This window comes from Micromonospora rhizosphaerae (genome assembly GCF_900091465.1).
Taxonomy (GTDB): domain Bacteria; phylum Actinomycetota; class Actinomycetes; order Mycobacteriales; family Micromonosporaceae; genus Micromonospora; species Micromonospora rhizosphaerae.
In genome coordinates this window covers 6,775,777-6,788,522 of the sequence record NZ_FMHV01000002.1, presented here as the reverse complement: position 1 = coordinate 6,788,522, position 12,746 = coordinate 6,775,777, and the positions used below count along the sequence as shown (strand labels likewise).

General features: G+C 74.6%; 14 protein-coding genes and 1 pseudogene. 6 read left to right on the top strand and 9 right to left on the bottom strand.

Annotated elements, in window-relative coordinates; translation table 11 throughout:
• Positions 1 to 2: 2 nt before the first annotated feature.
• On the bottom strand, positions 3 to 650 hold the full coding sequence (locus tag GA0070624_RS31940; protein ID WP_091347138.1) for an alpha/beta hydrolase fold domain-containing protein: 648 nt from the start codon (positions 648 to 650) through the stop codon (positions 3 to 5).
• A gap of 129 nt (positions 651 to 779) precedes the next feature.
• On the opposite strand from GA0070624_RS31940, the gene GA0070624_RS31935 reads away from it, so the two are divergent.
• The 3 genes from GA0070624_RS31935 to GA0070624_RS31925 all read left to right on the top strand — a co-directional run bounded on the left by GA0070624_RS31935 (position 780) and on the right by GA0070624_RS31925 (position 3,232).
• Entirely contained in the window at positions 780 to 1,529 is a 750-nt protein-coding gene (locus tag GA0070624_RS31935) for a lysophospholipid acyltransferase family protein (protein WP_091347136.1), read from the top strand.
• A gap of 160 nt (positions 1,530 to 1,689) precedes the next feature.
• Complete coding sequence (locus GA0070624_RS31930) at positions 1,690 to 2,292, top strand: isochorismatase family protein (RefSeq protein ID WP_091347134.1); 603 nt, start codon at positions 1,690 to 1,692, stop codon at positions 2,290 to 2,292.
• Between the two features lie 4 nt (positions 2,293 to 2,296).
• Complete coding sequence (locus GA0070624_RS31925; RefSeq protein WP_091347132.1) at positions 2,297 to 3,232, top strand: GlxA family transcriptional regulator; 936 nt, start codon at positions 2,297 to 2,299, stop codon at positions 3,230 to 3,232.
• A 7-nt stretch (positions 3,233 to 3,239) separates the two neighbouring features.
• Here the strand turns inward: GA0070624_RS31925 and GA0070624_RS31920 are convergent, their stop codons facing one another.
• The 4 genes from GA0070624_RS31920 to GA0070624_RS31905 all read right to left on the bottom strand — a co-directional run bounded on the left by GA0070624_RS31920 (position 3,240) and on the right by GA0070624_RS31905 (position 7,314).
• Complete coding sequence (locus GA0070624_RS31920) at positions 3,240 to 3,992, bottom strand: hypothetical protein (protein ID WP_091347129.1); 753 nt, start codon at positions 3,990 to 3,992, stop codon at positions 3,240 to 3,242.
• 73 nt (positions 3,993 to 4,065) lie between these two features.
• Positions 4,066 to 4,782: a response regulator transcription factor gene (locus GA0070624_RS31915; RefSeq protein WP_091347128.1), complete on the bottom strand. Its 717-nt coding sequence runs from the start codon at positions 4,780 to 4,782 to the stop codon at positions 4,066 to 4,068.
• Positions 4,752 to 6,146: a hypothetical protein gene (locus tag GA0070624_RS31910; protein ID WP_245719087.1), complete on the bottom strand. Its 1,395-nt coding sequence runs from the start codon at positions 6,144 to 6,146 to the stop codon at positions 4,752 to 4,754. Before GA0070624_RS31910 ends, GA0070624_RS31915 begins: the two co-directional genes overlap by 31 nt.
• Positions 6,136 to 7,314 (bottom strand): sensor histidine kinase, encoded by a 1,179-nt coding sequence (locus GA0070624_RS31905; RefSeq protein WP_091347126.1) that lies wholly within the window; start codon positions 7,312 to 7,314, stop codon positions 6,136 to 6,138. The genes GA0070624_RS31910 and GA0070624_RS31905 overlap by 11 nt, the downstream gene beginning before the upstream one ends.
• A gap of 205 nt (positions 7,315 to 7,519) precedes the next feature.
• Here GA0070624_RS31905 and GA0070624_RS31900 point away from each other — a divergent pair, with 205 nt between their 5' ends.
• The gene (locus GA0070624_RS31900) at positions 7,520 to 7,966 is read left to right on the top strand and encodes a nuclear transport factor 2 family protein (RefSeq protein ID WP_091347124.1); all 447 of its coding nucleotides are present in this window, start codon (positions 7,520 to 7,522) and stop codon (positions 7,964 to 7,966) included.
• Between the two features lie 45 nt (positions 7,967 to 8,011).
• Here the strand turns inward: GA0070624_RS31900 and GA0070624_RS31895 are convergent, their stop codons facing one another.
• The gene (locus GA0070624_RS31895) at positions 8,012 to 8,413 is read right to left on the bottom strand and encodes an SgcJ/EcaC family oxidoreductase (RefSeq protein ID WP_218105351.1); all 402 of its coding nucleotides are present in this window, start codon (positions 8,411 to 8,413) and stop codon (positions 8,012 to 8,014) included.
• Positions 8,414 to 8,543: 130 nt separating this feature from the next.
• On the opposite strand from GA0070624_RS31895, the gene GA0070624_RS31890 reads away from it, so the two are divergent.
• The gene (locus GA0070624_RS31890) at positions 8,544 to 9,509 is read left to right on the top strand and encodes a sigma-70 family RNA polymerase sigma factor (RefSeq protein ID WP_091347120.1); all 966 of its coding nucleotides are present in this window, start codon (positions 8,544 to 8,546) and stop codon (positions 9,507 to 9,509) included.
• Here the strand turns inward: GA0070624_RS31890 and GA0070624_RS31885 are convergent.
• Positions 9,502 to 10,407, bottom strand: coding sequence for a septum formation family protein (locus GA0070624_RS31885; protein ID WP_091347118.1), 906 nt, complete (start codon positions 10,405 to 10,407; stop codon positions 9,502 to 9,504). The two genes, GA0070624_RS31890 and GA0070624_RS31885, sit on opposite strands and share 8 nt — an antisense overlap.
• 399 nt (positions 10,408 to 10,806) lie before the next feature.
• On the opposite strand from GA0070624_RS31885, the gene GA0070624_RS31880 reads away from it, so the two are divergent.
• The gene (locus GA0070624_RS31880; RefSeq protein WP_091347116.1) at positions 10,807 to 11,322 is read left to right on the top strand and encodes a hypothetical protein; all 516 of its coding nucleotides are present in this window, start codon (positions 10,807 to 10,809) and stop codon (positions 11,320 to 11,322) included.
• Between the two features lie 197 nt (positions 11,323 to 11,519).
• On the opposite strand, the pseudogene GA0070624_RS31875 reads toward GA0070624_RS31880, so the two are convergent.
• A pseudogene (locus tag GA0070624_RS31875) lies at positions 11,520 to 11,912 on the bottom strand (alpha/beta fold hydrolase); the annotation flags it as partial.
• 51 nt (positions 11,913 to 11,963) lie between these two features.
• On the bottom strand, positions 11,964 to 12,740 hold the full coding sequence (locus GA0070624_RS31870; RefSeq protein WP_091347115.1) for a DUF899 family protein: 777 nt from the start codon (positions 12,738 to 12,740) through the stop codon (positions 11,964 to 11,966).
• Positions 12,741 to 12,746: the final 6 nt, after the last annotated feature.

The window sequence follows — 12,746 nt, the reverse complement described above, 5'->3', positions numbered from 1 at the left end:
GGTCAGCCGGGCGGCAGGACGGTGTCCAGGAACGCGGCGGTCACGGCCCGGATGTCCGGGCGGTCCAGGTCGAGGGCGTGCCCGCCGTGGGTGATCCAGGCGTGCACCGGGTGCCCGGCGGCGAGCAGCGCGCCGGCCAGGGCGATCGACTGGCTCGCCGGCACTGACCGGTCCTCGCGGCCGTGCACCAGCAGCACCGGCACCCCGCTGCCGAGGTGTGCGGCGACCGTCGCATCGACGGTGGCCAGGTCGCCGGCGGCCGGCGGGTGCCCGAGCAGATCGGCCCACGGGTCGTCGTCGGCCCGCAGCCGCCGCCAGTCCGCGTCGAGCGGGTCCACCGGCGCCCAGTACGCCAGCCCGGCGGCCACGTCGCCCGGCCGGTCCACGCCGCGCAGGGCGAGCTGCAGGGCGAGCGTGCCACCGGCCGAGTCACCGCCGACCAGCAGCGGCAATCCGCCCGCCGCCTCCCGGGCCGCCCGCGCCGCCGCCCGTACGTCGTCGAGCTGGGCCGGCCAGTGCGCCTCGTCGACGAAGCGGTAGGTGGCGGGCACCACCCGAAGCCCGAGCGGGGCCAGCGCGGCGCCGTCCTCGTGGTGGCGGCCCCGCCAACCGCCGCCGTGGACCCAGAGCAGCACGCCGCGTTCCGTCATCCGGCCATCCTGTCCGCTCCCCCGGTCGGCCGCGAGCCCCCTCTGCCACGGGCAGAACGTCGGCTCCGGCGGGCAACCGGCAACGCTCGCCCCTACGGTTCCGTAACCTACGCGGGGTAAAGTTGCCGGATGCCGGAGCTCGTGTACCCGCCCGTGATCGCCGCCGCCAAGACGATGTTCCGGGTCCTCGACCTGCGCCTGACCGTCGAGGGCAGCCACCACGTGCCGCGCACGGGCGGCGCGGTGATGGCCAGCAACCACGTCAGCTACCTCGACTTCATCTTCTGCGGCTACAGCGCGCTCGAGTCCCGGCGGCTGGTCCGCTTCATGGCCAAGGACGAGGTCTTCGCGCACAAGGTCTCCGGCCCGCTGATGCGCGGGATGAAGCACATCCCGGTCAACCGCCGGGCTGGCGCGGCGTCGTACAACAGCGCGGTGGGCGCGCTCAAGCGGGGTGAGGTGGTCGGCGTCTTCCCCGAGGCGACGATCAGCCGCTCGTTCACGGTCAAGGAGCTCAAGAACGGCGCCGCCCGGATGGCGCAGGAGGCCGGCGTGCCGCTGCTTCCGGTCGCCCTGTGGGGCACCCAGCGGCTGTGGACCAAGGGCCGGCCACGCACCCTGACCCGCCGACACACGCCGATCACGATCCTGGTCGGCGAGCCGATGGACCCGGCCGCCTACCCGGACGCCACCACCATGACCGCCGAGCTGAAGATCCGGCTGAGCGCGCTGGTGGACCGGGCGCAGCGGGAGTACCCGGAGCGGCCGGCCGGCCCCGACGACGCCTGGTGGCAGCCGACGCACCTCGGCGGCACGGCCCCCACTCCCGAGGAGGCCGCCGAGCTGGACGGGCGCGGCCGCCGCGCCTCCGCCGCGTGACCGTTCCGACCGGTCGCCGCGGGCGGCCAGGGTGACTACGCCCGCCGCCGTCACGTGCCCGAGGGCGGACCGCCGTAGGCCGGTGCGGTGACCGGATCGTTCCGCATCCGGGCATGATGGTGTCTGCCGCCCCGGCGCCCGCCCGGCCAGGATCGATCACATGAACAGAGCAGCACTCGTCGTCATCGACGTCCAGGAGTCCTTCCGTCAGCGCCCGATCTGGGCGTACGCCTCGCAGCCGGACATCGTCGGCCAGGTCAACCGGCTGGTCGACGCCGCCCGGCGCCGCGGCGACCTGGTCGTCTGGGTCCTGCACGCCGAGGCCGGCACCGGCGGCCTCTTCGACCCGGCCCGTGGCCACGTCCGGCTGATCGAGGGCCTGGCACCCGTCGAGGGCGAGCCGACACTCGTCAAGACGTCGCACAACGCCTTCACCACCACCAACCTGCAGCAGCTGCTCACCCTGGCCGGGATTCGCGAGGTCGCGGTGTGCGGGATCCGCACCGAGCAGTGCGTGGAGACCACCACCCGGGTGGGCTGCGACCTCGGCTACGAGATGACCTTCGTGACCGACGCCACCGTCACCTTCCCCATCCCGCACCGGGACGTGCCGGCGGACGCCTCGCTGGAGGAGATCCTCGCCGACCCGCGCACGCTGTCGAACGAGGAGATGATCGCCCGGACCGAGTACGCCCTGTCCGGCCGGTTCGCCACCATCCGTACCGTCGCCGAGGTGACCAACGCCGTCCCGGCCGGGGTCTGAGCCGATGCCCCGGGTCGTCTTCCTGCTGGTCCCGCAGGTGCACCTGCTGGACCTCGCCGGGCCGGCCCAGGTCTTCTCCACCGCCGCCGACATCGGGTACGACTACCGGCTGCACTACGTCGCCGAGGCCGACGAGGTGCCGACCGTGCAGGGAGTGTCCCTCCGGGCCGACACCGAGTGGCCGGAACTGGACCGCGGCGACCTGGTGGTCGTACCCGGATGGCGGCCCAGCGCGCACGGCCCGGCGGGGCCGGTCGGCCCGGACGACCTGCGGCGGCTGGCCGACCATCACGCGGCCGGCGGCACCGTGGCGAGCGTCTGCGCGGGCGCCTTCGCGCTCGGCCGCGCCGGCCTGCTGGACGGGCGGCGCTGCACCACCCATCACGAGGTGCAGGACGAGCTGGCCCGGCGGCACCGGGCGGCGCGGGTGGTCCGGGACGTGCTCTACGTGGTCGACGACCGGGTGGTCACCTCCGCCGGCATCGCCAGCGGCATCGACGTGGCGCTGCACCTGGTGGCCACCCGGCACGGCCCGTCGGCGGCCGCCCGGATCGCTCGCACCCTGGTCGTGTACGCCCGGCGCAACGGCCACGAGCAGCAGGCCAGCGCGATGATGCGGCACCGCTCGCACCTCTCCGACGCGGTGCACCGCGCGCAGGACCTCATCGACGCGCGCTACTCGGAGCCGCTGCCGCTGGCCGACCTGGCCGCCGCCTGCGGGGTGGCCGAGCGGACCCTGACCCGGCTGTTCCGGCAGGCCACCGGGCTGACCCCGCTCGGCTACCAGCAGCTGCTCCGGGTGGAACGGGCCGAGCACCTGATCGGGCACGGCGCCACCGTGGCGGCGGCCGCCCGCGCAGTCGGGTTCACCGACGCCCGGATGCTGCGTCGTCTCCGCGCCCGCACCCGCCCCGGTGACACCCTGAGTCTGGCCAGCTGACCGGGTGTCAGCAGGCGGAGCCGGGGTGGTCCCGGGCGCTCGGGCGGGCCGGGAATGCCGGGCGGGGGCCTGCCGGGTCGGCCTTCGGGCGGTAGTAGTCGTCGCGGGAGAGGAACTCGACCGGCAGGTAGCCGGGCAGGGTGACCCGGCCCGGCTCTGGGAAGGGCGCCGAGCCGACCCGGGTGGCCAGCTCGTCCCGCTCGGGCGGAGAGAGGTCCACCAGCTCCGGGTGCACCAGCCGGAACGCGGCCACCGCCCGGCGTACCTGCCGGGCCAGCTCGGTGACCAGCCCGGCCGGGCCACCGAGGGCGAGCGCCGGTTGCCGGATGGTCCGCAGTGCGTCGCAGACGATCAGCAGCTCCGCGGCGTCGGCCGATGCGGCGGGCGGCAGCTCGAGACGGGATGGCCACTGCCAGCGGATCTGCCCGCTGACCAGGCGGGACGGCCGGACCGGGCGCCGGTGCCGGGCGTCGGTCGGGCCGTCCCGCCCGGAGACCAGAGCCAGCTCGGACCCGGCGCAGACGTAGGCGATCCGCCGGTCGGTGACGGTGACAGTCGCCGGCGCGGGGAGGGTCCAGCTGCGAGCGGTCTCGGTGGGGCCGAGCAGGTGACCGGCCACCCGGAGCCGGTGCTGGCCCAGCACCCGCTCGCCGGGCTCCGGGACCAGCGCGTACCGCCGGTCGAGCGCCGGACGGTTACGGTCGTCGTCCGCGTCGAATCGGTGCGGCCCGATGAAAAAGGGCGAGGCGTCCTCCTGCATGTCACGACCTCCCGGGAAACCTTGGGCGGTACGTCGAGCCTGGCCGAGACCGCAGCCCGTGTCATGACAGCCGTTAGGGGGTCGGCCGGTCGGCCGACGCCTGTGACCGGTAGATGCCGATCTCTTCCGGCCGGACGAGTCCGTCCTCGATCGCCCGGGCGAGCAGCGCCGCCTTGGTGGCCGCCGGTCGACCCGCCCGGGTGTACTTGATCCGCGCCCGATCCACGTACTGCTTCACGGTGTGCTCGCTGATCCGCATCCGGCGCGCCACCGACGCCTTCGACATCGACTGGAACCAGAGCAGCAGCGCCTCGCGCTCCTTGTCGGACAGGGCCGGCCGGTCCGGCCGCGGGTCGCCCACCATCGCGCCGGCCAGCGCCGGCGGCACGTACGGGCGGTCGCTGGCCGCGGCGAGCACGGTGGCCACGCAGTGCTCGCGCCCCTCGTGCTTGGCGAGGAACGCCACCGCCCCCGCGTCCAGCGCGGCGAGCATGATCTCCGGGTCGGTGTGCTCGGAGTAGACCACCACCCGCCGGCCTGCGCGGCTCAGCTCGGCCAGCTTGTCGATCACCATCCGCCCGTGCAGCCGCAGGTCGAGCAGGACCACCTCGGCCTCCGGGGCGGCGCGGAGCACCACGTCCGGATCGTCCCCGGTGGCCAGTACGCGCAGCCGCGGCTCGGCGGCCAGCCAGGCACGCACCCCGTCGATCACCACCGGGTGGTCGTCCACAATCGCCACGCCGACCGGCGGTGCGCCGGTCACGTCCTCCGCCACCGGGTCTGCGTCCATCTGATCTCCCCGTCTCGCTCGTGCACGTGCTCCACCGGACCGTCCTTGGCGACGGTGACCGGTGGACCGGTCGCCTCCGGTCCCTCGTGATCCGGGGTGACCAGGCTGATCACCACCTCGTCCGGGGCGGCGACCACGGTCAGCCGGGCCCGGCCGCGGGCGTCGGCGAGGGCCGCGGTGAGCGGGTCGGCCAGCCGCCGCCGTACCTCCACCGCCAGCTCCGGCGGCACGCCGATGGCGACCAGCTCGATCGGCAGGCCCTTGCGTTCCGCCAGGTCGGCCGCGGCGCGTAGCTCGTGCAGCAGCGGATCGGGCACGTCGTCCGACTCGGCGATCAGCCGCCGCAGCCGGGCCGCCGCCAGCATGCACCGCCGCCGCACCTCCGGGTCGGCCGGGTCGGCCCGGCCCGCCGCGAGCGCGGCCAGCATCTCCTCGGCGCTGCCGCTGACCAGGGCCAGCCGGGCCCGTCGCTCTTCCCGGGCCCGTTCCGCCGCCACGCGTTCCACCTCCACCGCGAGGGCGGCCGCGGCGGCGGCGGCGCGGTGCCGGGCGAGATCGGCGATCGCGGCGGCGCCGGCGAAGACCGCCACGGGCAGCGACGACGTGCCGTAGACGTACATCTCGTAGCGGGTGAGGTCGGCGGGGGCGGTCGCGCCGTGAGCGAGCACCGCGGTCAGCGCGATCGCCGCGTGCGCGCCGAGCAGCGCGAGCAGCCAGCCGACCGGCCGCCGCCAGAGCACCAGCAGGAAGAACCAGGCGAGCCCGCTCCACACCCAGTTGGCCGTGCTGAACAGGAACCGCTCCCCGGCGGCGGCGAAGACCGCCGCGTCGACCGCCAGCAGCATCGCCGCCAGCCGCCGGGCGGGCAGCGTCGCGCCGCGCAGCAGGCGTACGCCGGCCAGCACGCCGACTCCGGTTGCCACCAACCAGCCCGCGCCGACCACCACGGGCGCGGCGAGGTCGGGCCAGGCGCCGAGCACCGCCGGCAGCCCGATCGCGACGTGCCAGGCGAGAGCGATGGCCACCGCCACGACCCGTGCGCCCCGGTCGGACGCGCTGGCCACGGCGCTCGCCGCAGCGCCCTCGGCCGCGTGGCCGCTCGCCGTCCCGGAACCATCCCGGGCCGTCGACTCGGTCCCGGGCCGGGTCCGGCGGATGCCGAAGGCGTGCGCGGCCCGAGCGATGACCGCCCCGGCGGGGCCGTGCGCCTCGTCGTCGGCCGGTCTCACCTCGGCCGGGCCGACGGTCTGTGCCACGTCGGACGCCCCCGCCCGGCCGGCCACCGCGTCGGCGAACCGTGGGCCGGGGATCCGCCGGGCCTCGTCCGTCGCCGTGCCGACCACGGCGCCCAGGTCAGCCGACATCGGGCCATTCCAGCCGGACCCGGGTGCCGGCGCCCGGGGCGGACGCCACCTCGGCCCGCCCGCCGGCGGTGGTCATCCGGCCGCGGATCGACTCCCGCAGGCCGTACCGGTGCGCGGGCACCGTGGCCGGGTCGAAGCCCGGGCCGTCGTCGGCGACCTCGACCACGACGGCGTCGGCGACCCGGGCCAGGCGCAGCGTGACGTTCGTGCCCGGCGCGTGCCGGACCACGTTGGACAATGCGGCGGCGACGCTCTCGGCGAGCGCCTCGGCGACCTCTGCCGGCACCGTGCACGGCTGCAACGCCGCGGTCACCGGCAGCTCGGGCAGCCGCGCGAGGACCGTCCGCAACCGGTCGTCCAGCGCGACCGGACCGGCGGGTGGCGCCGACCGGGCGTCGGCCGGGGCGGTGAGCGTACGCAGGTCGGCCGTGCAACGGTCACGCAGGGCGGGCGAGGGGCCGGGCACCGCGCCGAGCCCGATCATGGTCAGCGTGGCGAGCACGGTGTCGTGCAGGTCCCGGTTCTGCCGCCGCTCGGCCTCCCGGGCGGTACGCGCCACCACCGCCTCGCGGTCCAACCGCTGATAGTCCGCGAAGGCCCGGTCGGCACGATCGATCCGGCGTCGCATCACCGCGGTCATCATCGCCGCGCAGCCGGTCTGCACCAGCAGCGTCGCGGCGTGCGTCCGCGCCTCGACCGGGTTGCCGGCGTCGGCCGCGCCGACCGCGTACGCGGCGGTGACCAGCAGCCCCGCCGGGACGGACCAGCGAGCCGGGGCGGTGGCCTGGGCGTTGATCACGGTGGTGCTGGCCAGCACGGCGAGCCAACTGCCCTCGCCGGGCAGCACCTCGGGCGCCACCAGCCACGGCAGCAGGAGGCAGGCCGAGGTGGTGAGCGCGACGTCACCGACGACCAGCGGCCCCCCCACCCCGCGGCGCAGCGCCCGGACCGCGTACCAGACGGACCAGGCGGTCAGCGCGATGACCACCGGCACCAGCAGCGCCACCCGCACCGGCGGCGTACGCACGGCCAGGGCAACCACCGCGCCGACCAGTCCGCAGGTCACCCGGAGCAGCGCCGGGATGGCGGTGAAGATGAGGGTGAACGCGCCGCCCGCCGGCCGGTCCAGCGGGGTCGGCGGCGAGGTCGTGGCGGCAACGACCGGCATCGGGAGAGGTTTCCTTCCGGCAGCGACCCGGTCGGGTCCGCACGGCCTGGATCGACGCCGGAGAATAACATGTCAGACCGCAACTGTCACCCTCGGTGCGCGCCGCGTCGCTGCCGAGTGTGGACAATCGTGGACGATCGGCCGGACCCCGTCGCCCCATTTCGCTGCTGCCGGCTGCTTGCGCGGCGCTCCTACCCTCCGGGGCATGACGTACGAGCCCATCATGGTGCCGCCGAGGAACTCGCGTACGACGCGGACGGTGCTCATCGTCGTCGGTGTCGTGCTCTCCTTCTGCTGCGTCGGCGGCGTCGTCGGCGGCTTCGCGCTCTGGAACGTGGTGCAGCACGCCACCGGGCCGGCGCAGGACAGTGTGGACAGGTACGCCGCGGCGATGGTCGCCCGGGACTTCCCGACGGCCTACGGGCAGCTCTGCGGCCAGGTGCGGAATCGGCTGAGCCAGTACGAGTTCGCCCGTCAGCAGTCCGCGCAACCGTCGGTGCGAAGCTACGAGATCGTCAGCGTGAACGTCCTCAACACCAACGGCCGCGTGCACGGGGAGGCCCAGGTGCGCTTCGTCCAGTCCGGCGGCGCCCGGACCACGCAGGTCTTCCCGCTGGTCAAGGAGGACGGCGAGTGGCGGATCTGCGAGTGACGGCGGCCCCGGCCGCCCGGCGACCCGGGCGACCGGGGGAAGCCGTCAGGCCTGGCAGTTCTGGTACGCCGCGACCCGCCACTCGCCGTCCTGCCGGGACAGCGTCCAGGTCGCCCGGCGGCGGCGTTCGGCGGGGAGCGTCTTCTCGCCGGGGAGCAGGAAACCGCTCCGGCTGACCACCACCGCCGTGTCGTCTCCGATGATCCGGACGCTCTCCGGCTCGTCAACCGAGGTCGAGCCCTTCAGCGGGCCGGCGAAGGCGCCGGCCAGGTACCGGCGGACCTCCTCCCGGCCCTGGTGGAACACCCCGCCGGGCAGCACCACCGTCGCGTCGTCGGTGTAGCGCGCGGCGAAGGCGTCCGCGTCGTTGTCCGCCCAGGCAGCGACGAGAGCGCGCAGCACGTCGCGTACCGCCTGGTCGGTACGGCTGGTTTCGGTGTCGATCATGGTCATCCTCTCTGGGGTGGCTTCGCCGGTACCTACTCGACGGCGCGCCGGGACTCATCGGCCTGCCGACGATGAATTCCGGTGGCCGGGCCGGTAGGTATGGGAAAGGCGCTTCGGAGGGGACGGACCAGTGACGGTGAGCAGCGAGGACTTCGACCGGCGGACCACCCCGTACCGGCGGGAGCTGCTGGCGCACTGCTACCGGATGCTGGGCTCGGTGCACGAGGCGGAGGACCTGGTGCAGGAGACCCTGCTGCGGGCCTGGCGCGCCTTCGACCGGTACGACCCGGAGCGGGCCTCGTTGCGGACCTGGCTGCACCGGATCGCCACCAACGTCTGCCTGACCGCGCTGCGGACCCGGAGGCGGCGATCCCTGCCGTCGGACGTCGTCGGCTCGAATCCGGACCCCGACGCCCCGATGGTGGTGGGGGAGGTGCCCTGGTTGCAGCCGTTCCCCGACGCGCTGCTCGACCCGGCCACCGTCGTCGCCGCCCGGGGCAGCCTGCGGCTCGCGCTGGTCGCCGCCATGCAGCTCCTGCCGCCTCGGCAGCGGGCCATCCTGATCCTGCGGGACGTGCTCGACTGGTCGGCTGCGGAGGTCGCCCAGACCCTGGCCACCACGCCGGCAGCGGTGAACAGCGGCCTGCAACGGGCCCGCGCTCGGCTGGGCGCCCTGGCCGTACGCGAGGAGCAGGTCGCCGAGCCGGCCGACCCCGACCGCCGGGCGCTGGTCGACCGGTACGTGGCGGCCTTCGAGCGGGCCGACGTGGCCGCGCTGACCCGGCTGCTCGCCGAGGACGCGGTGCTGGAGATGCCGCCGGTGCTCAACTGGTACGTCGGCCGGGAGCGCTACGGCCGGTTCATGGCCCGCGTCTTCGCCATGCGCGGCAGCGACTGGCGGATCCTGCCGACCGCCGCCAACGGGCAGCCGGCGCTGGCGGCGTACGTGCGCGACGGGGACGGGTACGTGCCGCACACCGTGCAGGTCCTCACCGTCACCGGCTCGCGCATCAGCCGGAACGTGGTCTTTCAGGACCGGGAGGTGTTCGCCGCGTTCGGGCTGACCCCGCTGCCGGCCACCGCGTCGGTCACCTGATCGGCAGCGCCCTCGTCCCGCCGCCCTTGATCGACCGGGTCACCTTCTCCCCGCCCGACCAGTAGAAGCAGCGCACACCCCGGTCGCCCCGGGTCCACGCCTCCTCCGACGGCAGCCGGTACGCCGTACCGGTGCGGTAGCGCAGCTTGCCGTCGACCGGCACCTTGGCGTACCGGGCAACCATGGTCCGGCACCGGGCGTGGACGTTGTCCTCGTCCCGGTCGGCGTCCGCGTACCGGCCGTCCGGCGCGGTCCACGCCCCGACGTACTCGTACTCGTGTCCGTTGCCGCAGCTGGCCTGCTGGAGGCTGCCCCACTCGTCCTCCGTCAGGCACCCGTAGGCCAGGCGGGACTGGCCCTTGAGCGCGTCGCGGAGGCTGGCGCTGCGCTGGATCGCGTGGTCGTTGGGGTGGTCCCGGTAGGTGCCCCCATCCACCGTGTCCAGCTCGTACATGTCGCAGCGGAACCAACGGCTGCCGCCCGCCCACCCGGCCGGCGACGGCGGCACCACCTGGATGGTGAGCCGAGCGCCTCGCCAGTCGCCGCCGACGAACGCCGTCGCCTTGACGTCGCACTCGGCGAACGCGGGCCGGATCGCGGCCGACCCGATCGGCGGCGGGGTCGGCCGTTCGGCGAGCGCGCCCGTGAAGGTGCCCAGGTGGATCGTCTCGACCAGGTGCGTCTTTGTGCAGTCGACCGGCTGGTAGCTGGTCAGATAGCTGGTCGAGTCGGCGATGACATGGCAGTCGCCCACCTTCGGGGCGAACTGTTCGGCCTTGCCGACCGGCCGCCAGTCGTCGGTCAGGTCGCCGTCCGTGCCTGGCGGGGTGCTGCCGCAACCCGCCAGCGCCACCGTGATCAGGGCGGCCACCGCCGCCAGGAACCGCCCCCGTCGCATGCCACGCTCCCCTGGACGCCCGTGCGAATGCGCGCAGCATACGTGGGCCCGTCAACCGCCCCGGGTCGCCGTCTCGCCGCGCGTCCGGCGACGTCCCGTTTCCGTCGCTGGCCCGTTGACGCTCCGTGTTGTTTGGTGGCCGATGTGACATCTGGCGGGGAGCCGGCGCTGAGGGGCACGAGATGAACGCACAGACCTTGCGACCAGCGCACCTGCGGCGTCGCCGATTGATCACTCAGCGGCGTCCCCGTCGGTCCGTGACCGGAGTCGGCCATCACTGTCCGAATCCCCTTGGCACCGTGCGCGCGTCCCACCCCCCGGCCGCCGGGCCGGGGATGCTGCTCCGGAGGCACGCCGGGTGGCACGTCCGAATTCCAACCCCCCAAACGGAGCTGTTCAATGCTTAACACCGCCCTCGCGAAACTCCTCACCCTCAAGGCCGGCGCCACGGTGCTCGCCGTCGCCGCCACCGGTGGGGTTGCGCTCGCCGCCGCGAACGGCACCCTGCCCAACCCGCTCAGCGAGCCGAGCGCGAAGCCGTCGGCGCACGCCACCGGCAAGCCGTCGGACGCGGGCGACAAGGGCAACGGGCCGGCCGGCGCCAAGGGCACCCCGTCGCCGAACCTGGTCGGCCTCTGCCGGGCGTACCGGGCCGGCGTCGCTGACAGCCAGGGCAAGGCGCTGGAGAACCCGGCGTTCACCGTCCTGATCACCACCGCTGGCGGCAAGGACAAGGTCGCGGCCTACTGCGACAAGCTGCTGGCGAACGAGAAGGGCAAGCCCAGCAAGGAGGCCGGAGCCACGGCCACCCCGAGCCACCCGGCCGGCAAGCCGGCGACCCGCCCGACTCCCGCCGAGACGCCGGGCACCGAGGCGCCCGGCGGCCACAAGCCGACCGCCCTGCCCACCAACTGACCTCCGACGCCGGGCGGGCACACCCTCACCCCCCTCCGCCCGCCCGGTGTCGGCACCGCGGCGCCGCTCGGATGACCTGCCCCCCGGTCATCCGTGCGGCGTCGCGATCCGCGCCACCACCGGCGCGGCGAGGCGGCGGCCGAGGTCCCGCGGCCGCCGCCTCACCCACTCCCACCGAGCGCCCGCTGGTCCGTGCTCTAGCTCCGGTCGGAACCTGGGGCTTCGTCGGCGCGTCGGCGGAACCATGCCAACGCCGCCTCGCCGTGGCGCAGCACCGAGATGTGCCCGTCGTCGGGGTACCGCCGCAGTTCCGCCCCGGGGCAGCGGCCCGCCAGCCACTCGCCGTGCGAGCTGGGGACGATCCCGTCCCGGTCGCCATGCAGCAGGAGAACCGGCGCCGAGATCCGCGCCGGGTCGAATCCCCAGGGGGACACGTAGGCGAGGTCGTCGTCGATCAGCCCGCCCGGGCCGGCCTGGGCCGCCGGGCCGACGACGCTGCCGAACCAGGACCACTCACCGTTGAGGGCGGCCAGGTCGGCCGGGGTGAACTCGGGGTCGTACTCGACGCCCGAGACCGTACTGTTCTTGTCCCCGCTGCTGCACGCCCACCGGCGCGCAGTCGGGTCGGTAGGTGTCGAACCTCAGTGGCAGCACTGGTGCTCGCTGCCGGCGGGCCCGGAGGCGCCGAGGTCATCGTTACGGCCGGCGGCGAGGCGCGACCACTGCGATGTGGGCCGGCCGTCGAGCCGGAACTGGTCGCCGTCGGTCCGGAAGCGCTGCGGCCAGCCTTCCGGCGAGTCCTCCCAGTCCTCCTGGCGACCGTAGACGGTCATGTCGAGCAGGCCGTACGACGGCGCCATCGCCTCGACGCCCCGCCCGGTGGTCCAGTAGGTCTCGAACACCCGGTCGCCCTGGCGCAGGTAGCACGCCTTCATCCCGAACGCGCGCCCGGCGACGAGGGAGTCGAGCGACTCCGCGGGCACCGAGTACCAGGGCGCCTCCCAGCCCATGAAGTCGCGGTAGCGCGAGGTCTCCTCGAACGGCCCCTGGCAGAAGACCGCGAACGTGACGTCGCGCGAATGCAGGTAGGACAGCTCGAGCACCTGGCCGGTGAAGAACGTGCAGCCCTCGCACTGGTCGGCGGCCGGCCTGCCCGGGTGCCACATGTGGTACGACGCGAACAGCTGGGTCCTCCCCTCGAAGACGTCGAGCAGGGGCACCGGGCCGTCGGCACCGACCAGACGGGTGGTTGCGTCGACCTCGACCATCGGCAACCGCCGGCGGGCGGCGGCGATGGCGTCGCCCTCCCGGGTGTGCGCCTTCTCACGGAGCCGCAGCTCGTCGAGCTGCTTCTGCCAGGTCTCGCGATCGGTGAGCGGGGGGCCGGTGGCGTGGGCATGGAGTTCCTCCTCGTTCAGATGCTA